Here is a 25,838-nt window from a genome sequence, read left to right on the forward strand (position 1 = left end):
CCGGGGGATCCCGTAGAGGCATTGGGGTGTGACGGATGGCGGAGACACACGGCGGGGGGCCGGGCGACGGCGCCGCTGAGGTGCTCGACCGTCCGCTGCCCGAGGGAGTGCGCCGCCGGGTCGTGCAGATCGTCTCGGACGGCTTCGGCGGGCTGACCGTGGCGGAACTGCCCGCACAGCTGCGGCAGTACGCCCGGTTCGCCCCGAACCGCCGCGCCAAGTTCGCGGGCAACGCGATGGCCGCGGCGCTGGAGACCGACCCGCTGTTCCGGCAGCGCATCGGCGAGAAGTTCCGCGAGGCCCAGCCCGAACTCGCCGGCGCCCTCGACGCCGGCGCGCCGCCCCCGGCCGCGGACCCGCTGGACGTGGCGGCCGCGGCCTACGTCCTGCGCCCCACCGGCTGGGTCAAGCTGGTCACCGCCGCCGGCGAGGAGGCGCTGCGCGCCGACGCCGAACGCGCCGACGAGGAGAGCCGGGCCGAACTGGAGCGGCTGCGCGCCGAACTCGCCGCCGCCCGCGAACACACCCGCGCCGAGACCGAGCGGCTGCGCGCCGAGCTGGACGGCGCCCGCAAGGAAGCGGAATCGCTTCACCGCAAACTGCGCGCCGCCCTCAGCGACGTCAAGCGCGGCGAGGCGGCGCTGCGCAAGATGCACGGCGAGATCGAGTCCGTCCGCGCCGAGGGTCACGCCCAGGTGTCCGCCGCCGAGAGCGAGGTACGGCGGCTCAAGGCGCGCCTCGGGGAGGCGGAGTCCGCCCTGGAGGCCACCCGCCGGGCCGCCCGCGAGGGCCGCAGCGTCGAGGACATGCGGGTCCGGCTGCTGCTGGACACCCTGCTCGACGCCACCCAGGGGCTGCGCCGCGAACTCGCCCTGCCCCCCGTGTCCGTGCGCCCGGCCGAGACCGTGGACGCCGTCGAACCGGGGCGGATGACCCCGAAGGACATCGCCGCGCGGGCGCTGTCCGAGAACGACCCCGCGATCCTCGACCAGTTGCTGGCGCTGCCGCAGGCGCATCTGGTCGTCGACGGCTACAACGTCACCAAGACCGGCTATCCCCAGATGCCGCTGGAGAAGCAGCGCCTCAGGCTGCTCGGCCAGCTCTCCCAGCTCGCCGCGCAGACCGGCGCCGAGGTCACCTGTGTCTTCGACGGGGCCGAGCTGGCCGCGCCGGTGCTGCTCGCGCCGCCGCGCGGCGTGCGGGTGCTGTTCTCCAAGCCCGGCGTCACCGCCGACGAGCTGATCCGGCAGCTGGTGCGCGCCGAGCCGCCGGGCCGCCCGGTCATCGTCGCCTCCACCGACCGCGAGGTCGCCGACGGGGTGGCCCGCGCCGGTGCCCGACCGGTGGCATCCGCGGTACTTCTCAAGCGACTGTCCTGAAGGCCCAACGGACAGCCGTAATGCCCGAATTGGCGGATCCGTCACGCAACGTAGCGTCAACCTTGACTCACTGCATGTGAGTTGTGGGTAAAGAATGCAGGGTGTGACGAGATTTTTATTCTGAGAATTTGAACTGATCACAAGAAGGTCACTAGGGTCTGGCCTCGTACCTCCGAGCGGGTGATCACTCAGAAGAAGGAGTTCACCTCCGTGGCGTCCCACCGTCGACCCAAGCAGCCCAGTCGCGCCCGTGTGACCGTGCTGACCACCGCAGCCGCCGCTGCCGTCGCCCTCGGCTCCCAGGCCGCCAACGCGGCACCGACCGAGAAGCCGAGCAAGGACGAGGTGAAGGCGAAGGTCGACAAGCTCTACGAGCAGGCCGAGCAGGCCACCGAGAAGTACAACGGTGCCAAGGAGAAGCAGGAGAAGCTCCAGAAGGAGATCTCCACCATCCAGGACAACGTCGCCCGTGGCCAGGAAGAGGTCAACGAGCTGCGCGAGGGCCTGGGCTCCATGGCCAGCGCCCAGTACCGCTCCGGCGGCATCGACCCCTCGCTCCAGCTGCTGCTCTCCGCCGACCCGGACGACTACCTCGACAAGGCCTCCACGCTCGACCAGTTGAGCGCCCAGCAGGTCGAGGCGCTGAAGGAGATCCAGGAGAAGCAGCGCGAACTCGCCCAGCAGCGCGCCGAGGCCTCCGAGAAGCTGAAGGACCTCTCCTCCACCCGCACCGAACTGGGCGAGAAGAAGAAGGAAGTCCAGGCCAAGCTCGCCGAGGCGCAGAAGCTCCTCAACACCCTCACCGCCGCGGAGAAGGCGGCCCTGCAGGAGCAGGAGGAGCGGGCCAGCCGCGACAGCGGCCGCCAGGCCCTCACCAACCCCGCCGCCTCGGCCTCGGGCCGGGCCGGCGCGGCCTACGCCGCCGCCCAGACCAAGCTCGGCTCGCCGTACGTCTACGGCGCCACCGGCCCGTCCTCCTTCGACTGCTCGGGCCTGACCTCCTGGGCCTACGCCCAGGCCGGCGTCTCCATCCCGCGCACCTCCGAGGCGCAGGCCAACATCGGCACCCGCATCTACTCGCAGAGCGATCTCCAGGTCGGCGACCTCGTCTTCTTCTTCAACGACCTGCACCACGTCGGTCTCTACGCGGGCAACGGGCAGGTCATCCACGCCCCGCGCACCGGCACGGTCGTCCGCTACGAGTCGTTCAGCACGATGGGCGGCCCCTTCATGTGGGGTGTCCGCGTCTGACCTCGTCCCGGAGCCGGGACACCACGCCCCCCCGAACGGGCGAATCACCGGGACGGGTTCTGACCTCGCGCCCCGCCGATGACCTGCGTCAGCGGCGGGGCGTCACTGTGTGTGGCCGCGGAGGTCTTTGGCCGTCACCGTGTCACGGCGCTACTGTCTGCCGCGTTTCCCTCACGCCGATCTTTCCTGGCGTGGGGGGTTTTCCTGTCCGCCAGTGGAAGGAGCGCGGCTTCTCGTGGGGTCCCATCGCCGCCAGGCACCGTCGTCCGGTCTCGACCGCGGCGCCACCGTCGCGGCCTCTCTTCTCTCGGCCGCGGTGGCCGCGCTCGGCGCCGTCCCGGCCGTCGCCGCGCCGCACGACGACACCCGCGCCGAGGTCGACCGTCTCTACGCGGAGGCCGAGAAGGCCACCGAGGCCTACAACGAGGCCGACGAACGCGCCGACGAGCTGCGCGCCGAGGTCGGCCGCGCCCAGGACCGGATCGCCCGGCAGCAGGAGCGCGTCAACACCATGCGGGAGGCGCTGGGCTCGCTGGCCGGCGCCCAGTACCGCTCCGGAGGCGTCGACCCGTCGCTCGCCCTGCTGTTCTCCGAGGACCCGGAGGACTACCTCGACAAGGCCGCCGTCCTCGACCGGATCAGCGTCCGGCAGGCCGGCCGGCTCAAGGACCTCCAGAGCGCGCTGCGCGCCCTCGGCCAGCAGCGCGCGGAGGCCGCCGAGACCCTCGCCGAACTGGAGAAGAGCCGCAAGGCCGTCGCCTCGCACAAACGCGCCGTGGAGCGCAAGCTCGCCAAGGCCCGGGCCCTGCTCAACTCCCTGCCCGACGAGGAACGCGCCGCCTACGACCGGGCCTCCCGCTCCGGCCGCGACGACATGCCCGGCCTCACCGGCGCCGTCCCCGCCTCCGGCCGCGCCGCCGTCGCGGTCGCCGCCGCCCGCTCCGCGCTCGGCAAGCCGTACGTGTGGGGCGCCGCCGGGCCCGGCAGCTTCGACTGCTCCGGCCTGATGCAGTGGTCGTACGCGCAGGCCGGGGTCGCGCTGCCGCGCACCTCGCAGGCGCAGCGGGCGGCCGGCCGGCAGGTCCCGCTCTCCCAGGCCCGGCCCGGGGACCTGGTCACCTACCGCTCCGACGCCAGCCATGTCGGCATGTACGTGGGCAACGGCCAGGTCATCCACGCGCCGTACCCGGGCGCGCCGGTGCGCTACGACCCGGTCGGGATGATGCCGATCTCGGCGGTCACCCGGGTCTGAACCGGCCCGGGTGCCCGTACCCTCGGAAGATGGCTGGTCGAAGGCGGGCGCGGAGTCCCTGGGCGGTGACGCTGTGTCTGCTGCTCGTGGCCCTGGTCGGATGCGGGGGCGGGCCCGCGGCGGACAGCGCGCGGACCGAGGTGCAGCGGCTGCTCGACCGGCGGGCCGCCGCCGTCCTCGACCGCGACGTGACGGCCTACGGCACGACGGGCACCACCGCCGGATTCGACCGGCTGCGCGCGCTGCCGCTCGCGGCCTGGGCGTACCGCGTGACGTCCTTCGACCGCACCGGCGGCACGGCCACCGCCGGCGCCGATTTGCGCTACCGGATCGCCGGGCACGACGCGGCCCCCGTCACCGCGGGCCGCACCCTCGCCCTGACCCGGGACGCCGACGGACGGTGGCGGGTCGTCTCCGACCGGCCCGCGCGCAAGTCCGCCCACCAGCTGTGGGACCAGGGCGCGGTGACCGTGGTGCGCGGCGCGGACAGCCTGGTCCTCGGCGTCGGCCGGTCCCGGGACGAGCTGCGGGCGTTCGCCGCCCTCGCGGACCGCGCCGTCCCCGCCGTCTCCGACGCGTGGGGCACCGGCTGGCGCCGCCGGGTCGTCGTGCTCGTCCCCGAGTCGCTGGAGGACATGGCCGCGCTGCTCGGCTCGCCCGCCTCCGCCTACCGGGGCATCGCCGCGGTCACCACCGCGGAGACCGGCGCGGAGAACGCCCCCGCCGACCGGATCATCGTCAACCCGGACGCGTACGGCGTCCTCGGCCCCGTCGGCCGGCAGGTCGTGCTCACCCACGAGGCCACCCACGTCGCCACCCGCGCCCACACCAACGCCGCCACCCCGCTGTGGCTCTCCGAGGGCTACGCGGACTGGGTCGGCTACCGCGGCACCGGGCGGCTCCCGGCCCAGGCCGCGCCCGAACTGGCCCGCGCGGTGACCGAGGGGCGGCTGCCGGCGCGGCTGCCCACCGACCGGGACTTCGCCTTCACCGGCGACGCGGCGGCGCTGGCGCAGGCCTACGAGGGCGGCTGGATGGCGTGCCGGCTGATCGCGGACCGCTGGGGCGAGGCACGTCTCGGCGCGTTCTACCGGGCCGTCGGCGCGCACGGAAAGCGTCAGGGCGCGGTCGAGGGGGCGATGGCCGAGGTGCTGGGGACCACGCCGGAGGCGTTCACCGGGCTGTGGCGGGAGTATCTGCGGGAGCAGCTGGGCGGCTGAGCGGGTCCGGCAGCCGGGGCCGCCGTCGGGGACGAGGCCGCCCCGGCGCGTCAGGAGGAGACCCGAGGCCGCCCCGGCGCGTCAGGAGGAGACCCGAGGCCGCCCCGGCGCGTCAGGAGGAGACCGTGGGCTCCTTGGCGCGGGTGGCCTGGGCGGGCAGCGGCGGCTGCTCGGCCGGGCGGGACACCGTGGCCCGCCACAGCGCGCGGGCCGCGATCACGGTGGCGGCGGTCAGCAGGCCGTTGCGCACGACGAGCAGGGTGATGCCGAGGCCGTCGCTCGCCACGACGTGCGAGAACCAGACCGGGAACTCCAGCACCGTCACGAACGACGCCGCGAGGACCAGGCAGACCGGCAGCCGCATCCGGCTCGCCCGGAAGCACAGGCAGACCGCGCCGAGTCCGACCAGCCACACCAGGTACTGCGGGCTGATCACCCGGCTGGTGGTGGTGAACAGCAGCACCGCCACGAACGCCGCGTCGGCGAGGGTGTGCTCCTCGAACCGCACCGCCACCAGCCGCCACAGCAGCAGCCAGGCGAACGCGGCGCCGGTCAGCGCGAGCGCGGCCGTGCTGACCACGTCGACGTACGGGCCGAGGAACTCCACCGAGCCGTAGTTCAGCAGCACCTGCCCGTCCCAGCCGAAGTGCCGGGCCACGTGGAAGACCAGCGCGCCCAGCGACTCCACCTCGGTGCCGCGGTCGCGCTGGAAGGTCAGGAAGGCGAAGGCGCCGGGCATGGCGAGCGCGAACAGCGCGGCGACGAGGCCCGCCGTGACCGCCGCCGACGCCCAGGCGGCCCGCCGGCGGGCGGCGACCAGCAGCAGCACCGGCCACACCTTCAGCAGCGCGCCGAACGCGGTCAGCGCGCCCATCAGCCGCGGATGCCGGGCGCCCGCGAGCACCGCGGCCACCGCGACGGCGGTGACCATCACGTCGTAGCGGGCGTAGACGGTCGGCCCCAGCAGCGGCACCCCCACGACCCACACCCAGGCCCCGCGCGGGGACCGGCCCGGCCGCCCGCCCGCGTACCGCAGCAGCGCGAGCGTGACGAGGTCGGCGAGGAAGGCCAGGACGAAGAAGGCGTGCGCATAGTCGAGGAACGGCAGCAGCGCGGGGGAGAGGACGGCGAGCGCGGCGGCCGGCGGGTACTGCCAGGTGACGTCGTCCAGAGGGAACGTTCCACCGCGCAGGACCTCGTACCAGCCCTGGTAGATCACCGAGATGTCGCTGGTGACGTCCGGACCCGGGAAGACGTACACCTTGAAGACGAAGAGCAGCAGGAGCAGACGGGTCAGGGCCCATGTCCCCAGCAGCCCCGCGAGGTGCCGCCGGCCGTGTGTCCTGTCCACCCTGAAGCCCCCGCTTCCGTCCGCTGCCCGTCCCGGATCCTGTCGGGGCCATGATGTCCCGGCCGCCTGTGCGCGAGCCAAGCAGCGCGGCCGTGCCGACCAGTGAGTCTACGTTGGGTAGGGTCGGCGGCGATGCGCAAGACCCTCATCGTGACGAACGACTTCCCGCCCCGCCCCGGCGGCATCCAGGCGTTCCTGCACAACATGGCCCTCCGCCTCGAACCCGGCCGGCTGGTCGTCTACGCCTCCACCTGGAAGCGCGGCCGGGAGGGCAGGGAGGCGACGGCCGCGTTCGACGCGGAACAGCCCTTCACCGTCGTCCGCGACAGCACGACCATGCTGCTGCCGACCCCCGCCGCCACTCGGCGGGCCGTCGGGCTGCTGCGTGAGCACGGCTGTACGTCGGTGTGGTTCGGCGCCGCCGCGCCGCTCGGGCTGATGGCGCCCGCGCTGCGCCGGGCCGGCGCCGAGCGCCTGGTGGCCACCACCCACGGGCACGAGGCCGGCTGGGCCCAGCTGCCCGCCGCCCGGCAGCTGCTGCGCCGCATCGGCGACGGCACGGACACCCTGACCTACCTCGGCGAGTACACCCGCTCGCGGATCGCCTCGGCGCTCACGCCCGAGGCCGCCGCCCGCATGGTGCAGCTTCCGCCCGGCGTCGACGAGAAGACCTTCCACCCGGAGTCGGGCGGCGCCGAGGTCCGGGCCCGGCTCGGCCTCACCGACCGGCCGGTCGTCGTCTGCGTCTCCCGGCTGGTGCGGCGCAAGGGCCAGGACACCCTCATCCAGGCCATGCCGCGCATCCTCGCCAAGGAGCCGGACACGGTGCTGCTGATCGTCGGCGGCGGCCCCTACGAGAAGGACCTGCGCCGCCTCGCCCACGAGACCGGCGTCGCCGCGTCCGTCCGCTTCACCGGCGCCGTCCCGTGGTCGGAGCTGCCCGCGCACTACGGCGCCGGGGACGTCTTCGCGATGCCCTGCCGCACCCGGCGCGGCGGCCTCGACGTCGAGGGCCTCGGCATCGTCTACCTGGAGGCCTCCGCGACCGGGCTGCCCGTCGTCGCCGGCGACTCCGGCGGCGCGCCCGACGCCGTGCTCGACGGCGAGACCGGCTGGGTGGTACGCGGCGGCGACCCGGCGGAGGCCGCCGACCGCATCACCACCCTCCTCGGCGACGCGGAGCTGCGCCGCAGGATGGGCGAGCGCGGCCGGCAGTGGGTCGAGGAGAAGTGGCGCTGGGACCTTCTGGCGGAGAACTTGAAAACCCTGCTGTAGAGCAACCCCCTGAGGGGCGCGGGGCTGTATCGATGTGCGGCTCCGCCGCGTGGGCGCGAGAAACCACAACGGCCCCGCACCCGCCAACGGCGAGTACGGGGCACGTCCTCAGGCGCCCTACTTCGCGTAGATCGCCTCGATCTCCTCGGCGAAGTCCTTCGCCACCACGTTCCGCTTCAGCTTCAGCGACGGCGTCAAGTGCCCCGAGTCCTCGGTGAACTGAGACGGCAGAATCCGGAACTTCCGCACCGACTCCGCCTTGGACACCGCCGCGTTGCCGTCGTCCACCGCCGCCTGGATCGCGGCCAGCAGATCCGCGTCCTCGCGCAGCGACGCCGCCGTGGACCCGGCCGGCTTGCCGTGCTCGGCCGCCCAGCGGCCCAGGAACTCCTCGTCGATGGTGATGAGCGCGCCCACGAACGGCCGCCCGTCGCCCACCACCATGCACTCCGCGACCAGCGCGTGCGCCCGGATCCGGTCCTCGATCACGGCCGGGGCGACGTTCTTGCCGCCCGCGGTGACGAGGATCTCCTTCTTCCGGCCGGTGATCTTCAGATAGCCGTCCTCGTCGAGGGTGCCGAGGTCGCCGGTGTGGAACCAGCCGTCCTCCAGGGCCTCCTCGGTGGCGCCCGGGTTGTTCCAGTACTCCTTGAACAGGTGCTCGCCGTGCAGCAGCACCTCGCCGTCGTCCGCGATCCGCACCACGGAGCCCGGCAGCGGCTGGCCGACCGTGCCGATCTTCTGCCGGTCCCACGGGTTGAAGGCGGTGGCCGCGCAGGACTCGGTCAGGCCGTAGCCCTCCAGCACGGTGAAGCCGATGCCGCGGAAGAAGTGGCCGAGACGCTCGCCGAGCGGGGCGCCGCCGGAGATGGCGTACTCGCCGCGCCCGCCGAGCACCGCGCGCAGCTTGGCGTACACCAGCTTGTCGAAGACGAAGTGCTTCAGCTTCAGGCCGAGCGACGGGCCGGACGGGGTGTCCAGCGCCTTGCTGTAGGCGATGGCCGTGTCGGCGGCCTTGTCGAAGATCTTGCCCTTGCCGTCCGCCTGCGCCTTGGCCCGGGCGGAGTTGTAGACCTTCTCGAAGACGCGCGGCACGCCCAGGATCAGCGTCGGGCGGAACGTGGCCAGCTCGTCGGTGAGGTTCTTGATGTCCGGGACGCAGCCCAGCTTGATCGGCGCCATCATCGGGGCGACCTGAACCAGCCGGCCGAAGACGTGCGCGAGCGGCAGGAAGAGCAGGACCGAGCACTCGCCGGTGCGGAACAGTGGCCGCAGGCGCTCCACGACGTTGCCGCACTCGGCGAAGAAGCTGCGGTGGGTGAGGACACAGCCCTTGGGGCGGCCGGTGGTGCCGGAGGTGTAGACGATGGTCGCCGGGTCGTCGGCCTTGGCGAACGAGCTGCGCTCGTCGACCGTCTCGTCGCTGACGTCCTGTCCGAGCCGCCCCAGCTCCTCCACACCGCCGGCCTCGATCTGCCAGACGTGCTTGAGGGCGGGCAGCGACTCGCGCACCGACTCCACGGCAGCGGCGTGGCCCGGGAGTTCGACGATGCAGGCGGTGGCGCCGGAGTCGCTGAGGATCCACTGCACCTGCTCCGGCGAGCTGGTCTCGTACACCGGAACGGTGACGGCGCCCGCGCTCCAGATGGCGAAGTCGAGCAGCGTCCACTCGTAGCGGGTGCGGGACATCAGGCCCACCCGGTCGCCCGGCTGCACACCGGCCGCGATGAGGCCCTTGGCGGCGGCGTGGACCTCGGCCAGGAAGGCCGTCGCGGTCACGTCCTGCCAGGCCCCGTTCACCTTGCGGGCGATGACGGCGACCTCGGGGTGCTGCGCGGCGTTTCTGCGGACGATGTCGGTCAGGTTGCCGTCCGAGGGGACCTCGTACAAAGCCGGAAGGCTGAACTCGCGCAAGACTGCTGCTCCTCATAGGGCGCCGGCGCCACGACGTTGTGTGATGCGACGGTGCGGTCCAAGGCTCGGGCAGGTGCCCAGGGTCCAGCGGAAGCCGGGCGGCCGGCTTGTTGAATTCCTGAGCACGACTGGACTGCCCGGACGTTACCCGCCGGTATGGCGTCTACGACAGGGGGTCCCGGCGAGATGTTCGCTGCGTCACACGGATTGCTGCTGCACCGCGCACAGTAGTCCACGCCCTTCCCGACTGGCGAGTAAGCGCAGGTCCGGCCGCTACTGTTCACGTTTGCCGCACACGCCTACGCTTGATCGCCATGTCACCCACACCGGTCGGAAACCGCAGGCCCCGCACCCATCGCGTCCACATCGTGAGCGACGTGCACGGCAACGCGACGGACCTGGCCCGGGCCGGCGAGGGGGCGGACGCACTGATCTGCCTCGGCGACCTGATCCTCTTCCTGGACTACGCCGACCCCGGGCGCGGCATCTTCCCCGACCTGTTCGGCGCCGAGAACGCCCGCCGGCTGATCGCCCTGCGCACCGCCCGCCGCTTCGACGAGGCCCGCGAACTGGGCACCCGGCTGTGGGCGGGCATCGACGGAGACCGGGCGGAGGTCGTCGAACAGGCCGTGCGGGCGCAGTACGCCGAGCTGTTCGCCGCCTTCCCCACGCCGACGTACGCCACCTACGGCAACGTCGACATGCCGCGCCTGTGGAAGGAGTACACCGGCCCCGGCACCACCGTCCTCGACGGCGAACGGATCGAGATCGGCGGCCGCGTCTTCGGCTTCGTCGGCGGCGGCCTGCGCACGCCCATGCGGACGCCGTTCGAGATCAGCGACGAGGAATACGCGGCGAAGATCGAGGCGGTCGGTGAGGTGGACGTGCTGTGCACCCACATCCCGCCGGAGGTCCCGGAGCTGGTCTACGACACCGTCGCCCGCCGCTTCGAACGCGGCAGCAGGGCGCTGCTGGAGGCGATACGCCGCACCCGGCCGCGCTACGCCCTGTTCGGCCACGTCCACCAGCCGCTGGTGCGGCGGATGCGGATCGGGGCGACGGAGTGCGTGAACGTGGGGCACTTCGCGAGCACCGGGCGGCCGTGGGCGCTGGAGTGGTGACCGCCGCGGTGCGGGGCGCGGGGCCCGGGCGCGAGGCGGACACGGGTGACATCGGCCTGGTCACCGCGCGGTAGCCTTCACGCTGCACCCACGTGCGCACACCTCTTCACTACCGGCCCGCATCTGGAGGAGCCACGGCGATGGCGGAACACACCAGCTCGAGCACCACGATCGAGGCGGCACCGGCCGACGTCATGGCGGTCATCGCCGACTTCGCCCGCTACCCGGACTGGACCGGCGAGGTGAAGGAGGCGGAGGTCCTCAAGACCGACGAGCGGGGCCGCGCCGAGCAGGTCCGGCTGGTCATGGACGCGGGCGCGATCAAGGACGACCAGACGCTCGCCTACACCTGGACCGGTGACCACGAGGTGTCCTGGACCCTCGTCAAGTCCCAGATGCTGCGGTCCCTCGACGGCTCCTACCTGCTGAAGCCCACCGCCGCCGGGACCACCGAGGTCACCTACCAGCTCACCGTCGACGTCAAGATCCCGATGCTCGGCATGATCAAGCGCAAGGCGGAGAAGGTCATCATCGACCGGGCGCTGGCGGGGCTGAAGAAGCGGGTGGAGTCGGCGGCGAAGTAGGCCAAGCGGTCGGGGGTCTCCGCGGTACGCCGGGTACGGGGCGCGCGCGGCCGGTCGCGCGCGCCCCGCGCCCCTGGGCGGGGACGGCTGACGAACGAACCGGGGCCCCGGCGAGCCCCCGGTAGCGTTCACCCTCATGCGCACCATCCTGATCACAGGCCCCGGCGGCTCAGGCCGCACCACCACCGCCGCCGCCACCGCGCTCCAAGCCGCCCGCGAGGGCACCCGCACCCTCGTCCTCGGCACCGACCGCACCGACACCCTCGGCGCCGCCCTGGGCACCCCCACCGGCCCGGCCCCCACCCGGCTCGGCGACCACCTCACCGCCTGGCGCCCCGACGTCGCCACGGCCTTCCGCGCCGACCTCACCGCCCTCCAGGACCGCGCGTCCGGCGCCCTCGACCTCCTCGGCGCCGCCCGCCTCGACGCGGAGGAGGTCACCCCGCTGCCCGGCGCCGCGGAACTCACCGTGCTGCGCGCCCTGCGCGACGCGGTCCTCTCCGAGGCCCACGACCTGGTCGTCGTCGACCTCCCGCCCGCCGACCAGGCCCTCGCCCTCCTCTCCCTCCCCGAGGAACTGCGCCGCTACCTGCGCCGCCTGCTGCCCCCGGAGCGCCAGGCGGCCCGCGCCCTGCGCCCCGTCCTCGGCCGGCTCGCCGGTGTCCCCATGCCCGCGGAGTGGCTGTACGAGACGGCCGCCCGCTGGGACACCGACCTGGCCGCCGTCGAGGCCGTCCTCGCCGACCGCCACACCCACGTCCGGCTGGTCGCCGAGCCCACCCCGGCCGCCGCCGACGCCGTACGCGCCGCCGTCCTCGGCCTCGCCCTGCGCGGGCGGCGCCCGGACGCCCTGGTCGCCACCCGGGTGCTCCCCGAGGCGGAGGCGCAGCCGGGCAGCTGGCTCGCCGGGCTCGTCGCCCAGCAGCGCAAGATCCTGGAGGAGTGGCAGGACGCCCACGACGTGACGCCCGTCGCGCACCTCGGCCGCGACCCGCGCGGCGCCGACGACCTCGCCGCGCTGACCGTGCCCGGCGCCGTCACCGAGCCGTCCACGGTGGACTGGCCCGTCACCGACCGCCTCGCGGAGGACGGCGTCCTCGTCTGGCACATCCCCCTGCCCGGCGCCACCCGCGACGACCTCGACCTCATCCGGCGCGGCGACGAACTCGTCCTCACCGTCGGCCCGTTCCGCCGCATCGTCCCCCTCCCCTCCGCCCTCCGCCGCTGCACCGTCGAGGGCGCCGGCCTGCGCGACGACGAGCTGCGCATCCGCTTCGCCCCGGACCCCGGGCTGTGGCCGGCGGGGCGGTGAGGCGGGGGACCGGTGGAGCGGTGTTCCGGGGTACGGCGGCCGGTGGAGCGGTGTTCCGGGGGTGCGGCGGGCCGGTGGAGGTGCGGGACGCGGCGGGCCGGTGATGCGCTGTCCGGGGGTGCGGTGGGCCGGCGAAGGGGCGCCAGGCGTTACGCCCGTTTCCCTGCGCGTTGCGCCGCCGCACCGTCGAGGGCGCGGGCCTGCGCGTCGGCGAGCTGCGCATCCGGTCCGCTCCGGACCCGGGGGCTGTGGCCGACGGGGCGGTGAGGTGCGGGACCGGTGATGCGACAGGCAGGTGAGGCGTCGGATCGGTGATGTGGCCGGCCGGTGAGGCGCAGGGCCGGGCGTGCGGTGGGCCGACGAGGCACGGGACCGCGGTGCGGCGGGCCGACGAGGCACGGGACAGGGGGTGCGGCGGGCCGGTGATGCGCGCGAACCGGCGACGCGGCGGGGCGGGAAGCGGTGCCGGGCGCTACGCCCGTTCGGGTAACGTCGTAAGGACGAAACGTAGTCAGGAGTCCGCCATGAGCGAAGAGCGCCCCAGCCACGACGCGGCTCGGGAACAGGCGCCCGACGACCACCGCTCGCCGGGCGACCCCGACGCCTGGGCGACCGCCTGCGCCGAGGACCTGGAGGCGGAGAAGGCCCGCCGCCGCGGCCGGCAGACGCCGCCGCCCGGCTCCGCCGCCGAGGAGCTGCGCAAGTTCGTCGACACCGCCCTGGACAAGCTGGCCGGACTCCAGTCGCCGCTCGGGGCGGTCGCCGGGCCCGCCGCCCAGCAGGTGGTGCAGCAGGTCGTCGAGCAGGCCAAGGCGGCCGTCGAGCCGGTCATCGAACGCAACCCGGACGTCTTCGACCACCTGGCCGCGGCCGGCCAGGAACTCCTCGCCGCCTACCGCTCCGCCGTCCAGGCCCAGGAGAGCCGCTGGACCGGCGGCATGCCGAGGGCTCCGCGGACCCCCGGAGCCGCGGGGACCTCCGGGACTCCCGGGACTCCCGGGGCGGCGGAGCCGGACGGGCCGGACGGGCCCTCGGACCACCGCCGCGACCCCGGCGAGGGCACCGGTCCAGGGCAACGCATCGACCTCGACTGAACCGGGCTCGGGTACGGTTGGCCGTAGCGGGGCTCGACCGAAACTGAGGGATTCATGGGACTCACCATCGGCGTCGACATCGGCGGCACGAAGATCGCGGCCGGCGTGGTCGACGAGGAAGGCAACATCCTCTCGACCCACAAGGTGCCGACCCCGGGCACGCCCGAGGGCATCGTGGACGCGATCGCCTCGGCGGTGGAGGGTGCGCGCGCCGGCCATGACATCGTCGGCGTGGGCATCGGCGCCGCCGGCTACGTCAACCGCCAGCGCTCGACGGTCTACTTCGCGCCGAACATCGACTGGCGCAACGAGCCGCTGAAGGAGAAGGTCGAGGCCCGCGTGGGCCTCCCGGTCGTCGTGGAGAACGACGCCAACGCGGCCGCCTGGGGCGAGTACAAGTTCGGCGCGGGCAAGGGCCACCGCAACGTCATCTGCATCACGCTCGGCACCGGTCTCGGCGGCGGCATCATCATCGGCAACAAGCTGCGCCGCGGCCACTTCGGCGTGGCCGCCGAGTTCGGCCACATCCGCATGGTGCCGGACGGCCTGCTGTGCGGCTGCGGCTCGCAGGGCTGCTGGGAGCAGTACGCCTCCGGCCGCGCCCTCGTCCGCTACGCCAAGCAGCGCGCCAACGCCACCCCGGAGCGCGCCGAGGTGCTGCTCTCGCTCGGCGACGGCACCCCCGACGGCATCGAGGGCAAGCACATCTCCATGGCCGCCCGGCAGGGCGACCCGGTCGCCGTCGACTCCTACCGCGAGCTGGCCCGCTGGGCCGGCGCCGGCCTCGCCGACCTGGCGTCGCTGTTCGACCCGTCCGCGTTCATCGTCGGCGGCGGTCTGTCGGACGAGGGCGAGCTGGTGCTCGACCCGATCCGCAAGTCGTACAAGCGGTGGCTGGTGGGCGGCAACTGGCGGCCGGTGGCCGAGGTGATCGCCGCGCAGCTCGGGAACAAGGCGGGGCTCGTGGGCGCTGCCGACCTGGCGCGGGAGCCCGACCCGATCATGTGAGTGGTCTCGCCGCAGGGGTTCTGCGCGATGTCGGCCGCGGGTGACTCGTGGCTCGTCGCGCAGTTCCCCGCGCCCCTTGGCGGGGGTCCTGGGCGTAACTTCGTCCGCATGGCGAATCCGACTCCGCTGCTGCCGAACTCCCGTACCGAACCCGACGGTTCCGCCGTCGTCCGCGTCCTCGGCTACAACATCCGGTCGATGCGGGACGACACCGACGCGCTCGCCCGGGTGATCTCCGCCTGCGCCCCGGATCTGGTCCTGGTGCAGGAGGCGCCCCGGTTCTTCCGCTGGCGCAAGAAGCTGGCCCGGCTGGCCCGGGCCGCCGATCTCGTGATCCTCTCCGGTGGCGGGACGGCCGCCGGGCCGGCCCTGCTGTGCTCCCTGCGGACCACCGTCGAGCGCACCGAGGACGTCCTGCTGCCGCTCACCCCCGGTCTGCACCGGCGCGGGCTCGCGACCGCCGTCGTACGGTTCGGGGGCGCCCGGCTGGGGGTGGTGAGCTGCCATCTCAGCCTGAGCCAGGACGAGCGCTACCAGCAGGGCGGCATGGTGCTCGACCGGCTCGCGGGGCTGGGTGTGGAGCACGCCGTCGTGGGCGGTGACGTCAACGAGCGCCCCGACGGCCGGACCTTCCGGCGGCTCGCCGCCGAACTGCAGGACTGCTGGGCCACCGCGCCCTGGGGCGGCGAGTTCACCTCGACCCCCGCCGCGCCGCACCAGCGCATCGACGCCATCTTCGCGACCAAGGGCGTCGAGGTGCTGGGCTGCGGGGTGCCCCTCGGCCACCCCGGCGTCTCGGAGGACGACCTGAGGGCGGCCACGGACCACCTTCCGGTCCTGGCCGCCCTCAGAGTGCCGGCGGGCTGACGGTCACACGACCGCGCCGCGGCCCGGGTCGTCGTCGTCCTCGTCGTCCGTGCGCATCCGCATGACCAGCGTGGCGAAGCCGCCGAGGAAGCCGCCGATGCCGAGGGTGGTCAGCCACCAGGTCATGTCCCAGCCGAACAGGACGGCGAGCAGAAGCAGCACCGGGCCGCCGATCACCGCGAGCCAGGCGAACTTCGTGGTCGCGTCGGCGGTGGGCAGCGGGGGCGGCTCCGGCGGGACGAAGTGGCCCTCGTCGCCCTCGTCCCCGCCGTCGAGGTTCTCCTCGTCCGGCTCCGGCACCGTGTAGTCGCGGGGGCCGCCGCCGATGCCGGGGGCGAAGGAGACGGAGCTGCCCAGCGGCTGCGGCGCCTCCTTCTTCGGGGTCTCCTTCTTCGGCGCCTCGTCCCCGCCGTCGTTCGGCTCGACCTCCAGCAGCGCCAGGTCCTCCACCGACTTGAACGGCTTGGCGCCCGGCGGGTCCGGCGGCTCCTCGCCGTACCCGGCGACGATCGCGGCCCAGGCCGCCTCCTCGTCGAACGGGACCGACTGCTCCGCGGACTCCCCGTCCGGGCGGCCCGCGCCGCCGTCCCGTGCCCCCGCGCGCTCGGGGTCCTCCCGGCGTTCGCGGTCCTCGCGCTCCGAGTCGTGCTCAGCCACCTGTGGCCGTCCCTTCCTTGCCGGCGCCGACACTGGGTGCGAGCCGGCCGATGAACGCCAGGCTTTCCTCGAAGATCCGGTCCGCGTCGTGGTCCAACGTCGCCACGTGGTAGCTCTGTTCCAGCAGCAGCTCGGTGACGTCCGTGGAGGAGACCCGGCTGAGGATGCGGGCCGAGTCGGCGGGCGGCACCACATGGTCCTGCGGGCTGTGCAGCAGCAGAAGCGGCTGGGTGACCCGGGGCAGCTCGCGGTCGACGACCCGGAAGAAGTTCCGCAGGGAGTGCGCCGCGTGCAGCGGCACCCGGTCGTAGCCGATCTCCACGCTGCCCGGCTTCGCGATGTCGCTGGCGATACCGCGGGTGGTGCGGACCAGGTGGCGGGCGACCGGGAGGGCGTACGCGGACAGGCCGTGGACCTTGTTCGCCGGGTTGACGACCACCACGCCGCTGATCGCGTCGCCGTGCCGGGCGGCGAGCCGGAGCGCGAGGGCGCCGCCCATGGACAGCCCGGCCACGAACACGGTGGCGCAGCGCTCGCGCAGGGCGCGCAGCTCGCGGTCCACCTCGGCGTACCAGTCCTGCCAGCCGGTGAGCTGCATGTCCTCCCAGCGGGTGCCGTGCCCGGGGAGCAGCGGCAGGGTGACGGTCAGGCCGCGGGCGGCGAGGAACTCCGCCCAGGGGCGCAGCGACTGCGGGGAACCGGTGAAGCCGTGGCAGAGCAGGACGCCGACCTCTCCGCCCTCGTGGCGGTACGGCTCGGCTCCAGGAAGGACCGGCACCTTCGGTCTCCTGTTCATCTCAAGGGTCTCAGGTAAAGGGCGTGAAACGAGTCCAGGTGTGCTTCACCGTACGCGACGGCACTGACACCGACCAGGGCCGCCGGGCCCTCGGGGCGTACCGGGCCCGGCCCGTCGGGTTAAGGTCTGTTCGACAGACACAGGAGGCACTCGGTTGTTGTACGGCGCGATGAAGGTCACCATCGGAGGGTCGCTGAAGCTCGTCTTCAGGCCCTGGGTGGAGGGCCTCGAGAACGTTCCCGCCGAGGGCCCGGCGATTCTTGCGAGCAATCACCTCTCCTTCTCGGACTCCTTCTTCCTGCCCGCGGTGCTCGACCGGAAGGTCACCTTCATCGCGAAGGCCGAGTACTTCACCACGCCCGGCGTCAAGGGACGGCTGACCGCCGCGTTCTTCAAGGGCGTCGGCCAGCTCCCCGTGGACCGCTCCGGCGCGCGCGGCGCGGGTGAGGCGGCCGTCAGGAGCGGCATCGAGGTGATCGAGCGGGGCGAGCTGTTCGGTATCTACCCGGAGGGCACCCGCTCGCCCGACGGGCGGCTCTACCGGGGCAAGCCGGGCGGCCTCGCGCGCGTGGCGCTCGCCACCGGCGCGCCCGTCATCCCGGTCGCCATGATCGACACGGAGAAGATCCAGCCGCCCGGCAAGGTGATGCCCAAGGTCATGCGGCCCGGCATCCGCATCGGCAAGCCCCTGGACTTCAGCCGCTACCAGGGCATGGAACACGACCGGTTCGTGCTCCGCGCGGTGACCGACGAGGTCATGTACGAGATCATGAAGCTCTCCGGCCAGGAGTACGTCGACATGTACGCGACCGCCGCCAAGCGGCAGATCGCGGAGGCGGCGAAGGCCGAGAAGGAGGCGGCGAAGGCCGCCAAGGCCGCGCTCGCGCAGGCCGAGAAGGACCAGGCCGAGAAGGAGAGGACGCACCGGGAGCAGACGGACCGGTGACGGTCCGGCCCCCGGACGGGTCCGTCCGGGGCGGGGGTGGGGGGACATGGCCAAGCGCGAGAGAGTCATGAGGATGTCGGTCGAGCAGCCGCTGTGGCGTGCCCTGGCCGGCTACCGGGTGCTGACCATGCTGTACGCGGTCGGTCTGTTCTGCACCGCCTACGACGAGTTCGCCCGCCCCTGGGTCGCCGTCGCCTTCTACGCCGTCCTCGCCGTGTGGACCCTCGCGACCCTGCCCAAGGTGGCGAGCGAGGCGGCCTGCACCAAGCGGTTCCTCGCCGTCGACCTGACCATCGCCGTCACCGGCATCCTGCTCACCCTCGTCGCCGACACCCAGCAGCGCATCCACGAGGGCGGGCCGACCCTGCCGTCGATATGGACCGCCGGTTCCGTCCTCGCCTTCGCCATCAAGGGCGGCTGGCGGTGGGCGGCCTTCGCCTCCACGGCGGTCGCGGTGGCCAACCTGATCGAACGCGGCGCCCCGGTCCGCGACACGGTCCACAACGTGATCCTGGTCTGGGTCGCCTCCATCGCCATCGGCTACGTCGTGGAGGTCGCCCGCGCCTCCGAGCGCACCCTCGCCCGCGCCCTGGAGATCGAGGCCGCGACCCGGGAGCGGGAGCGGCTCGCCCGGGACATCCACGACAGCGTGCTCCAGGTGCTGGCCATGGTGAAGCGCCGCGGGGCCGCCCTCGGCGGAGAGGCGGCCGAGCTGGGACGCCTCGCCGGCGAGCAGGAGGTCGCGCTGCGCACCCTGGTCTCCGGCGGCCTGGTGCCGGTCTCCCGGATCTCCGAGGACACCGCCCAGGGCGCGGTCGTCCGGGCCGTGGAGGAGCCGGACGACCCCGACACCCCGGTCGATCTGCGCGCGCTGCTGATGCCGTACGCCGGCGCCCGGGTCAGCGTCGCAGAGCCGGGCGCCCCGGTCACCCTGCCGGCGAACGCCGCCCGGGAGCTGGCCGCGGCCGTCGGCGCCGCCCTCGACAACGTGGAGCGGCACGCCGGGGAGCACGCGCGCGCGTGGATCCTCATCGAGGACTGGCCCGACGAGGTGATCGTGACCGTACGGGACGACGGTCCCGGCATCCCCGAGGGGCGCCTCGCCCAGGCCGAGGGCGAGGGCCGGATGGGCGTGGCCCTGTCCATCCGGGGCCGGCTGCGCGACCTGGGCGGCAGCGCCGACCTGGTGTCCACGCCCGGGCAGGGCACCGAGGTGGAACTGAAGGTCCCGAAGAGCGAGACGACGAGCGAGACGACGGCACGGGGGAAGCGATGAGCGAGCAGCAGGCGATCAAGGTGATGGTGGTCGACGACCACCCCATGTGGCGCGACGCCGTCGCCCGCGACCTGACCGAGCACGGCTTCGAGGTGGTGGCCACCGCGGGCGACGGCGAGCAGGCCGTACGCCGTGCCAGGGCCGCCGCCCCCGACGTGCTCGTCCTCGACCTGAACCTGCCCGCCAAGCCCGGCGTGCAGGTCTGCAAGGAGGTCGTCGCCGCCAACCCCGCGCTGCGCGTCCTGGTGCTGTCCGCGAGCGGCGAGCACGCCGATGTGCTGGAGGCGGTCAAGTCCGGCGCCACCGGCTATCTGCTGAAGTCGGCGTCCACCGAGGAACTGCTGGACGCGGTACGCCGCACCGCCGCGGGCGACCCGGTGTTCACCCCCGGCCTCGCGGGCCTGGTCCTCGGCGAGTACCGGCGGCTGGCCTCCGAGCCCGCGCCCGCCCCCGACACCGACCAGCCGGGCGCGCCCCGGCTGACCGAGCGGGAGACCGAGGTGCTGCGCCTGGTCGCCAAGGGCCTGAGCTACAAGCAGATCGCCGAACGCCTCGTCATCTCGCACCGCACGGTGCAGAACCACGTCCAGAACACCCTGGGCAAGCTCCAGTTGCACAACCGCGTCGAGCTGGTCCGGTACGCCATAGAGCGCGGCCTCGACGAGGAGTAGCGCCGCGCCCCGGGCCGCGGTTCGGCCGACCGGCTGACACCGCACCGGAACCGCCCTCCCGGACCCTGCCGAAGTGACCTGGGTCACCCCTAGCCTGCTGCTACGGAACACCGCACGGAACACCGCACGGCACACCGCACGGCACGGCTCACGGCAACCCGGCGAAGGGACTTTCCATGCGGGTCGGAGTACTGACCGGAGGCGGCGACTGCCCCGGGCTCAACGCCGTCATCCGGGGCATCGTCCGCAAGGGCGTGCAGGAGTACGGCTACGACTTCACCGGCTACCGGGACGGCTGGCGCGGCCCCCTGAAGGGCGATGTCACGCGCCTGGACATCCCCGCCGTACGCGGCATCCTCCCGCGCGGCGGCACCATCCTCGGCTCCTCGCGCACCAACCCCCTCAAGAGCGCGGACGGCATCCGCCGGATCCGCGAGAACCTGGCGAAGCAGCAGGTCGACGCGCTGATCGTGATCGGCGGCGAGGACACCCTCGGGGTCGCCGCCCGGCTGTCCGGCGAGTACGGGATCCCCTGCGTGGGAGTCCCGAAGACGATAGACAACGACCTGTCGGCCACCGACTACACCTTCGGCTTCGACACCGCGGTCTCCATCGCCACCGAGGCCATCGACCGGCTGCACACCACCGCCGAGTCCCATATGCGCGTCCTCGTCGTCGAGGTGATGGGCCGTCACACCGGCTGGATCGCCCTGCACTCCGGGCTGGCCGGCGGCGCCAACGTCATCCTCATCCCCGAGCAGCGCTTCGACGTCGACCAGGTGTGCGCGTGGGTGACCTCGCGGTTCCGGGCGTCGTACGCGCCGATCGTGGTCGTCGCCGAGGGTGCCATGCCCCGGGACGGCGACATGGTCCTCAAGGACGGGACGCTGGACTCCTTCGGGCACGTCCGGCTGTCCGGCATCGGCGAGTGGCTGGCCAAGGAGATCGAGAAACGCACCGGCAAGGAGGCCCGGACCACCGTCCTCGGCCATGTGCAGCGCGGCGGCACCCCCAGCGCCTTCGACCGCTGGCTCGCCACCCGCTTCGGCCTGCACGCCATCGACTGCGTCCGCGACGGCGACTTCGGCACCATGGTCGCCCTGCGCGGCACGGACATCGTCCGCGTCCCCCTCGCCGAGGCGACCGCCCAGCTCAAAAGGGTGAAGCCGGAACTCTACGAGGAGGTCGGGGTGTTCTTCGGCTGACAGCCGAGCACGGCTATATTCACCGAAACCACCCCACATGCGGTCATACCCCCGGAGGGACCCCGTGGAGATCCTGGCGTTCGGTGTGCAGGCCGACGAGAAACCCCTGATCGAGGACGCGTTCCCGGACCCCTACGACGCCCGCTGTCTGGACGTCTTCCTCAACGAGGACACCGCCCCCATCGCCGCCGGCTACGAGATCGTCTCCACCAGCGTCAACGCCGACCTCGGCGCACGCGTCCTGGAGATCCTCGCCGCCGGCGGCACCCGGATGATCGCCCAGCGCTCCACCGGCTTCAACAACATCGACCTGCCGACCGCCGAACGCCTCGGCATGACCGTCGCCCGCGTCTCGTACTACTCGCCGTACGCGGTAGCCGAGTTCGCCTGGGCCCTCGCCCTGGCCGTCAACCGCCGTATCGTCCGCGCCTCCACCCGCACCCGCGACTTCGACTTCCGCCTCGACGGACTGATGGGCCGCGACCTGCACGGCCGCACCGCCGGCGTGCTCGGCACCGGCAAGATCGGCGAGGCGTTCGCCCGGATCGCCCACGGCTTCGGCATGCGGCTGCTCGGCTGGGACATCGCCGAGAACCCCGCCTGTATGCAGCTCGGCATGGTGTACGTCCCCAAGGAGCGGCTGCTCGCCGAGTCCGACCTGGTCAGCCTGCACGTCCCGCTGATGCCGGAGACCCTGCACCTGATCGACGCCGACGCGCTGAGGACGATGAAGGACGACGCGATCCTGGTGAACTCCAGCCGCGGCGGCCTGATCGACACCGCGGCCCTCGTCGCCGAACTGCGCGAGGGCCGCTTCACGGGCGTCGGCCTCGACGTCTACGAGGCGGAAGCCGGGCTGTTCTTCCTCGACAAGTCCCTGGAGGCCGTCGAGGACGACACCCTGGCCCGCCTCGTCACCTTCCCTAACGTCCTGGTCACCTCCCACCAGGCGTACTACACGCGGGACGCCGTCGGCCAGATCGCCGGGACGACCGCCGAGAACGTCCTGAACTACCGCGCGGGCCGCCGCTCGGAGAACGTGCTCGTGCCGCGCAGCTGACCGACCAGCTCCCGCACCACGGCCGCCCCGTTAAGGGTCAGCACCGACTCCGGATGGAACTGCACGCCCGCGAAGCCCGGCCCGCGCAGCGCGTGCACCTCCCCGTTCGCGGCCCGGCTCACCTCCACCCCGTGCGCCGCCAGCTCCGCCGCCGCCTCGTCGTCGCAGCGGGCCGTGAAGCTGTTGTAGAAGCCCACCGTCTCCGGCCGCCCGAACAGATCGATCTCCGTCTGCGCCCCCTGGTACGGCACCTCCTTGCGGACGATCTCCAGCCCCAGCTCCGCCGCGATCAGCTCGTGCCCGAGACAGACGCCGAGCACCCCGTGCCGGTGACCCCGGACGACCTCGGCGGTCAGTTCCCGCAGGAACCGCATCTTCGGGTCGCCGGCGTCACCGGGGTCCCCCGGACCGGGCCCCAGCACCAGCGGCCCCTCGTGCGCGCGCACCGCCTCCCGCAGCCCCGGCTCGTCGTACCGCCGCACGGTCACCTCCAGCCCGCTCGACCGCAGCACATGCGCCAGCATCGCCGTGAAGGTGTCCTCCCCGTCCACGACCAGCGCGTGCCCCTCCAGCTCGGACGACCGCTCCTGCATCCGCAGCCAGAACGGCGCCAGCGAGGCTCGGCGCCCGTCCAGCGCGGCCCGCACCCGCGGATCGTCGGCGAGCCGCGGCCCCGCGGCCTCCTCCCGGGGCCGCTGCTCGCGCACGCCCAGCGCGGCCAGCACCCCGGCCGCCTTCGCGTGGGTCTCCGCGACCTCGCTCACCGGGTCCGAGCCGCGCACCAGCGTCGCGCCGACCGGCACCCGCAGCCGCCCGGCCGCGTCGATGTCCGCCGTACGGATCAGGATGGGGGAGTCCAGGGTCTGCGCCCCGCCGGAATCCCGGCCGACGAGGGCGAGCGCGCCCGCGTAGTAGCCGCGCCCCCCGACCTCGTGGCGCTCGATGACCCGGCAGGCGTTCTGCACGGGCGAGCCGGTCACGGTCGCCGCGAACATGGTCTCCTTCAGCACCTCCCGCACGTCCAGGGAGGACCGCCCGCGCAGCTCGTACTCGGTGTGGGCGAGATGCGCCATCTCCTTCAGCCGGGGCCCGACCACCACCCCGCCCATGTCGCCGACCGTGCACATCATCTTCAGCTCCTCGTCGACGACCATCGACAGCTCCTCGATCTCCTTGCCGTCGGCGAGGAAGGCGAGCAGATGCTCGGGCGTCGGCCCCTCGGCGGGATAGCGGTACGTCCCGCTGATCGGGTTCATCACGACCGTGCCGCCGCTCATCCGCACATGCACCTCCGGGCTGGCCCCGACCAGCGTCCGCTCCCCGGTGTGCACCACGAACGTCCAGTACGCCCCGCGCTCACCGGCCAGCAGCCGCCGGAACAGCGCCAGCGCGTCGGCGCGCCCGAACCCGGGGATCCGCCCCTCGTACGTCCGCCGGATCACGAAGTTCGCGCCCTCGCCGCGCCCGATCTCCTCCTCCAGCACCCGCCCGACGATCTCCGCGTACTCCTCGTCGGCGACGTCGAACCCACCGCCCTCGACGCGCACGGCGTGCGACGGCAGCTGTGCCAGGGCGTCGGCGAGCGGGACGACGTACGACTCCTCCGGGACCAGCACCGCCAGCGGGGTGCCGTCGTCGCGGACGTCGAAGCCGCGCTCGCGGATCTGCCGGAACGGGACGAGCGCCAGGCCCTCGTCGGGCAGGTCGCCGAGGCGGTCGTACTCCGTCACCGGGCCCAGCAGCAGTTCCACCGTGTCGTGGTCGTGGCCGGGGGTGCGCCGCCGCAGCAGGGCGAAGGGACGGGGATCGTGCGCGAGCTGTGCCAGGTCCATGGGTTCCTCTTCCGTCGTGATCGGTGAGGAACGGCCCGGGAAACACGAAGGCCGCCCCTCGGGCGGCCTTCGCGAAGTCTTGGGTACGCGCAGTCAGCGGGCCGCCGGAGAAGCGGTCCACCACCAGTTCTGGATCGAGTGCGCGAACATGCGACGCACCCTACCCCATGTCCGACACGTGTACCCCGTGTCTCACTTGCTGGGCATGGGGTGGGACGTCCCATCCGACCCCGTAATGTTGAGGTCGTGACCGTGAACGCTAAGACCAGCGCGAGCGCTGGCAACACCTGGCGAAACCTGCCCGCGGCGCAGCAGCCCGAGTACCCCGACCCCGAGGCTCTGCGCAAGGTGATCGCGGACCTCGAGTCGTATCCGCCGCTCGTCTTCGCGGGCGAGTGCGACCAGCTGCGCGCCCGGATGGCGGCCGTCGCCAAGGGAGAGGCGTTCCTCCTCCAGGGCGGCGACTGTGCCGAGGCGTTCGACGCGGTGTCCGCCGATCACATTCGTAACAAGCTCAAGACCCTGCTCCAGATGGGCGCCGTGCTGACGTACGCCGCCTCCGTGCCCGTGGTGAAGGTGGGCCGGATCGCCGGCCAGTACTCCAAGCCGCGCTCCAAGCCGACCGAGACCCGCGACGGGGTGACCCTGCCGGTCTACCGCGGCGACTCCGTCAACGGCTTCGACTTCACCGAGGAGTCCCGGATCCCGGACCCGGAGCGGCTGAAGCGGATGTACCACGCGTCCGCCTCCACGCTGAACCTGGTGCGCGCCTTCACCACCGGCGGCTACGCCGACCTGCGCCAGGTCCACGCCTGGAACCAGGACTTCGTGAAGTCGTCCCCGTCGGGCCAGCGCTACGAGCAGCTGGCCCGCGAGATCGACCAGGCGCTCAACTTCATGCACGCCTGCGGAGCCGACCCGGAGGAGTTCAAGACCGTCGAGTTCTACGCCTCGCACGAGGCGCTGCTGCTCGACTACGAGTCGGCGCTCACCCGCGTGGACTCCCGCACCGGCCGGCTCTACGACGTCTCCGCGCACATGGTGTGGATCGGTGAGCGCACCCGGCAGCTGGACCACGCGCACATCGAGTTCGCCTCGCGGATCCGCAACCCGATCGGGATCAAGCTCGGCCCGACGACGACGGCCGAGGAGGCGCTGCAGTACATCGAGCGCCTCGACCCGGAGCGCGAGCCGGGCCGGCTGACCTTCATCGTCCGGATGGGCGCGGACAAGATCCGCGACCGGCTTCCCGAGCTGGTGGAGAAGGTCACCGCGTCCGGCGCGGTGGTGGCCTGGGTGACCGACCCGATGCACGGCAACACCTTCGAGGCGGCCTCCGGGCACAAGACCCGCCGCTTCGACGACGTGCTCGACGAGGTCAAGGGCTTCTTCGAGGTCCACAAGGCGCTCGGCACCCACCCCGGCGGCATCCACGTGGAGCTGACCGGCGACGACGTCACCGAGTGCGTGGGCGGCGGCGACGAGATCTTCGTCGACGATCTGCACCAGCGCTACGAGACGGCCTGCGACCCGCGGCTCAACCGCAGCCAGTCGCTGGACCTGGCGTTCCTCGTCGCGGAGATGTACCGGGATCAGTGATGTACAGGGGCCGGTGAATGGAGCGCCTATTACAGGCGGTTTTCGGCCATGAAGTGGGGCGCGGATCACATACGATCCGCGCCCCACTCCCCGTTTTGGTGAAAAGGCCGCGGGGTTATGTTTTGTTTTTCTCACCCAATAAGGGGGTGGCATGAAGACGCCAAACCC

At 72.9% G+C, this 25,838-nt stretch carries 23 protein-coding genes; 17 read left to right on the top strand and 6 right to left on the bottom strand.

The annotated features are described in order from the left end of the window. Positions 1-35: 35 nt before the first annotated feature. The 4 genes from ACIG0D_RS32055 (at position 36) to ACIG0D_RS32070 (ending at position 5,102) form a co-directional block, all read left to right on the top strand. Positions 36-1,379: an NYN domain-containing protein gene (locus ACIG0D_RS32055; protein WP_399808013.1), complete on the top strand. Its 1,344-nt coding sequence runs from the start codon at positions 36-38 to the stop codon at positions 1,377-1,379. A gap of 210 nt (positions 1,380-1,589) precedes the next feature. After that, on the top strand, positions 1,590-2,630 hold the full coding sequence (locus ACIG0D_RS32060; protein ID WP_399808205.1) for an NlpC/P60 family protein: 1,041 nt from the start codon (positions 1,590-1,592) through the stop codon (positions 2,628-2,630). A 235-nt stretch (positions 2,631-2,865) separates the two neighbouring features. Next, on the top strand, positions 2,866-3,882 hold the full coding sequence (locus ACIG0D_RS32065) for an NlpC/P60 family protein (protein ID WP_399808015.1): 1,017 nt from the start codon (positions 2,866-2,868) through the stop codon (positions 3,880-3,882). Positions 3,883-3,911: 29 nt separating this feature from the next. Continuing rightward, positions 3,912-5,102, top strand: coding sequence for a hypothetical protein (locus ACIG0D_RS32070; RefSeq protein WP_399808018.1), 1,191 nt, complete (start codon positions 3,912-3,914; stop codon positions 5,100-5,102). 112 nt (positions 5,103-5,214) lie between these two features. Here ACIG0D_RS32070 and ACIG0D_RS32075 read toward each other — a convergent pair whose 3' ends face one another. Beyond that, a complete protein-coding gene (locus ACIG0D_RS32075; RefSeq protein ID WP_399808022.1) occupies positions 5,215-6,453 on the bottom strand; it encodes a glycosyltransferase 87 family protein in 1,239 nt (412 codons plus the stop codon). A gap of 132 nt (positions 6,454-6,585) precedes the next feature. On the opposite strand from ACIG0D_RS32075, the gene ACIG0D_RS32080 reads away from it, so the two are divergent. After that, complete coding sequence (locus ACIG0D_RS32080) at positions 6,586-7,728, top strand: glycosyltransferase family 4 protein (RefSeq protein WP_399808024.1); 1,143 nt, start codon at positions 6,586-6,588, stop codon at positions 7,726-7,728. Positions 7,729-7,845: 117 nt separating this feature from the next. On the opposite strand, the gene ACIG0D_RS32085 is transcribed toward ACIG0D_RS32080, so the two are convergent. Continuing rightward, positions 7,846-9,642, bottom strand: coding sequence for an AMP-dependent synthetase/ligase (locus ACIG0D_RS32085; RefSeq protein ID WP_399808026.1), 1,797 nt, complete (start codon positions 9,640-9,642; stop codon positions 7,846-7,848). A gap of 365 nt (positions 9,643-10,007) precedes the next feature. On the opposite strand from ACIG0D_RS32085, the gene ACIG0D_RS32090 reads away from it, so the two are divergent. From ACIG0D_RS32090 to ACIG0D_RS32115, 6 genes are all read left to right on the top strand, one after another. Beyond that, positions 10,008-10,763 carry a metallophosphoesterase gene (locus ACIG0D_RS32090; protein ID WP_399808209.1) on the top strand — a complete coding sequence of 252 codons (756 nt, stop codon included), beginning with the start codon at positions 10,008-10,010 and terminating at the stop codon, positions 10,761-10,763. A gap of 140 nt (positions 10,764-10,903) precedes the next feature. Next, complete coding sequence (locus ACIG0D_RS32095) at positions 10,904-11,347, top strand: SRPBCC family protein (protein ID WP_399808030.1); 444 nt, start codon at positions 10,904-10,906, stop codon at positions 11,345-11,347. 136 nt (positions 11,348-11,483) lie between these two features. Beyond that, positions 11,484-12,659 carry an ArsA family ATPase gene (locus ACIG0D_RS32100; RefSeq protein ID WP_399808032.1) on the top strand — a complete coding sequence of 392 codons (1,176 nt, stop codon included), beginning with the start codon at positions 11,484-11,486 and terminating at the stop codon, positions 12,657-12,659. Positions 12,660-13,183: 524 nt separating this feature from the next. Further along, positions 13,184-13,753 (top strand): DUF5304 domain-containing protein, encoded by a 570-nt coding sequence (locus tag ACIG0D_RS32105; RefSeq protein WP_399808034.1) that lies wholly within the window; start codon positions 13,184-13,186, stop codon positions 13,751-13,753. Between the two features lie 54 nt (positions 13,754-13,807). Continuing rightward, positions 13,808-14,761 carry an ROK family glucokinase gene (locus ACIG0D_RS32110; protein ID WP_365764136.1) on the top strand — a complete coding sequence of 318 codons (954 nt, stop codon included), beginning with the start codon at positions 13,808-13,810 and terminating at the stop codon, positions 14,759-14,761. A gap of 108 nt (positions 14,762-14,869) precedes the next feature. Further along, on the top strand, positions 14,870-15,628 hold the full coding sequence (locus tag ACIG0D_RS32115; protein WP_399808038.1) for an endonuclease/exonuclease/phosphatase family protein: 759 nt from the start codon (positions 14,870-14,872) through the stop codon (positions 15,626-15,628). Between the two features lie 3 nt (positions 15,629-15,631). Here ACIG0D_RS32115 and ACIG0D_RS32120 read toward each other — a convergent pair whose 3' ends face one another. Further along, positions 15,632-16,285, bottom strand: a complete 654-nt coding sequence (locus ACIG0D_RS32120) for a hypothetical protein (RefSeq protein ID WP_399808045.1) — start codon at positions 16,283-16,285, stop codon at positions 15,632-15,634. Then, on the bottom strand, positions 16,278-17,063 hold the full coding sequence (locus tag ACIG0D_RS32125) for an alpha/beta hydrolase (RefSeq protein ID WP_399808048.1): 786 nt from the start codon (positions 17,061-17,063) through the stop codon (positions 16,278-16,280). The genes ACIG0D_RS32120 and ACIG0D_RS32125 overlap by 8 nt, the downstream gene beginning before the upstream one ends. A gap of 187 nt (positions 17,064-17,250) precedes the next feature. Between ACIG0D_RS32125 and ACIG0D_RS32130 the strand changes: the two genes are divergently transcribed. The 5 genes from ACIG0D_RS32130 (at position 17,251) to ACIG0D_RS32150 (ending at position 22,239) form a co-directional block, all read left to right on the top strand. After that, positions 17,251-18,027 (top strand): lysophospholipid acyltransferase family protein, encoded by a 777-nt coding sequence (locus tag ACIG0D_RS32130; protein WP_399808050.1) that lies wholly within the window; start codon positions 17,251-17,253, stop codon positions 18,025-18,027. A gap of 46 nt (positions 18,028-18,073) precedes the next feature. Further along, positions 18,074-19,303, top strand: coding sequence for a MacS family sensor histidine kinase (gene macS, locus ACIG0D_RS32135; protein WP_399808052.1), 1,230 nt, complete (start codon positions 18,074-18,076; stop codon positions 19,301-19,303). Further along, positions 19,300-19,974, top strand: coding sequence for a response regulator (locus ACIG0D_RS32140; RefSeq protein ID WP_399808055.1), 675 nt, complete (start codon positions 19,300-19,302; stop codon positions 19,972-19,974). Before macS ends, ACIG0D_RS32140 begins: the two co-directional genes overlap by 4 nt. A 176-nt stretch (positions 19,975-20,150) precedes the next feature. Further along, positions 20,151-21,179: a 6-phosphofructokinase gene (locus tag ACIG0D_RS32145; protein ID WP_399808058.1), complete on the top strand. Its 1,029-nt coding sequence runs from the start codon at positions 20,151-20,153 to the stop codon at positions 21,177-21,179. Positions 21,180-21,243: 64 nt separating this feature from the next. Continuing rightward, positions 21,244-22,239 (top strand): 2-hydroxyacid dehydrogenase, encoded by a 996-nt coding sequence (locus tag ACIG0D_RS32150; protein WP_399808061.1) that lies wholly within the window; start codon positions 21,244-21,246, stop codon positions 22,237-22,239. On the opposite strand, the gene ACIG0D_RS32155 is transcribed toward ACIG0D_RS32150, so the two are convergent. Then, positions 22,191-24,071 carry an anthranilate synthase family protein gene (locus ACIG0D_RS32155; protein WP_399808063.1) on the bottom strand — a complete coding sequence of 627 codons (1,881 nt, stop codon included), beginning with the start codon at positions 24,069-24,071 and terminating at the stop codon, positions 22,191-22,193. The two genes, ACIG0D_RS32150 and ACIG0D_RS32155, sit on opposite strands and share 49 nt — an antisense overlap. A gap of 93 nt (positions 24,072-24,164) precedes the next feature. Continuing rightward, positions 24,165-24,221: a trp operon leader peptide gene (locus ACIG0D_RS32160; protein WP_189697087.1), complete on the bottom strand. Its 57-nt coding sequence runs from the start codon at positions 24,219-24,221 to the stop codon at positions 24,165-24,167. A gap of 96 nt (positions 24,222-24,317) precedes the next feature. On the opposite strand from ACIG0D_RS32160, the gene ACIG0D_RS32165 reads away from it, so the two are divergent. Beyond that, the gene (locus ACIG0D_RS32165; RefSeq protein WP_399808066.1) at positions 24,318-25,670 is read left to right on the top strand and encodes a class II 3-deoxy-7-phosphoheptulonate synthase; all 1,353 of its coding nucleotides are present in this window, start codon (positions 24,318-24,320) and stop codon (positions 25,668-25,670) included. Positions 25,671-25,838 lie beyond the last annotated feature (168 nt).

It is taken from the genome of Streptomyces sp. NPDC052773, assembly GCF_044547145.1.
GTDB lineage: Bacteria > Actinomycetota > Actinomycetes > Streptomycetales > Streptomycetaceae > Streptomyces.

What these genes read in the sequence shown, in the direction of transcription:
- ACIG0D_RS32130 (WP_399808050.1), top strand. Translation starts at nt 17,251, where the DNA reads ATGAAGGTCACCATCGGAGGGTCGCTGAAGCTCGTCTTCAGGCCCTGG.
- ACIG0D_RS32080 (WP_399808024.1), top strand. Translation starts at nt 6,586, where the DNA reads ATGCGCAAGACCCTCATCGTGACGAACGACTTCCCGCCCCGCCCCGGC.
- ACIG0D_RS32155 (WP_399808063.1), bottom strand. Translation starts at nt 24,071, where the DNA reads ATGGACCTGGCACAGCTCGCGCACGATCCCCGTCCCTTCGCCCTGCTG.
- ACIG0D_RS32100 (WP_399808032.1), top strand. Translation starts at nt 11,484, where the DNA reads ATGCGCACCATCCTGATCACAGGCCCCGGCGGCTCAGGCCGCACCACC.
- ACIG0D_RS32115 (WP_399808038.1), top strand. Translation starts at nt 14,870, where the DNA reads ATGGCGAATCCGACTCCGCTGCTGCCGAACTCCCGTACCGAACCCGAC.
- ACIG0D_RS32055 (WP_399808013.1), top strand. Translation starts at nt 36, where the DNA reads ATGGCGGAGACACACGGCGGGGGGCCGGGCGACGGCGCCGCTGAGGTG.
- ACIG0D_RS32110 (WP_365764136.1), top strand. Translation starts at nt 13,808, where the DNA reads ATGGGACTCACCATCGGCGTCGACATCGGCGGCACGAAGATCGCGGCC.
- ACIG0D_RS32140 (WP_399808055.1), top strand. Translation starts at nt 19,300, where the DNA reads ATGAGCGAGCAGCAGGCGATCAAGGTGATGGTGGTCGACGACCACCCC.
- ACIG0D_RS32070 (WP_399808018.1), top strand. Translation starts at nt 3,912, where the DNA reads ATGGCTGGTCGAAGGCGGGCGCGGAGTCCCTGGGCGGTGACGCTGTGT.
- ACIG0D_RS32145 (WP_399808058.1), top strand. Translation starts at nt 20,151, where the DNA reads ATGCGGGTCGGAGTACTGACCGGAGGCGGCGACTGCCCCGGGCTCAAC.
- ACIG0D_RS32105 (WP_399808034.1), top strand. Translation starts at nt 13,184, where the DNA reads ATGAGCGAAGAGCGCCCCAGCCACGACGCGGCTCGGGAACAGGCGCCC.
- ACIG0D_RS32095 (WP_399808030.1), top strand. Translation starts at nt 10,904, where the DNA reads ATGGCGGAACACACCAGCTCGAGCACCACGATCGAGGCGGCACCGGCC.
- macS (WP_399808052.1), top strand. Translation starts at nt 18,074, where the DNA reads ATGGCCAAGCGCGAGAGAGTCATGAGGATGTCGGTCGAGCAGCCGCTG.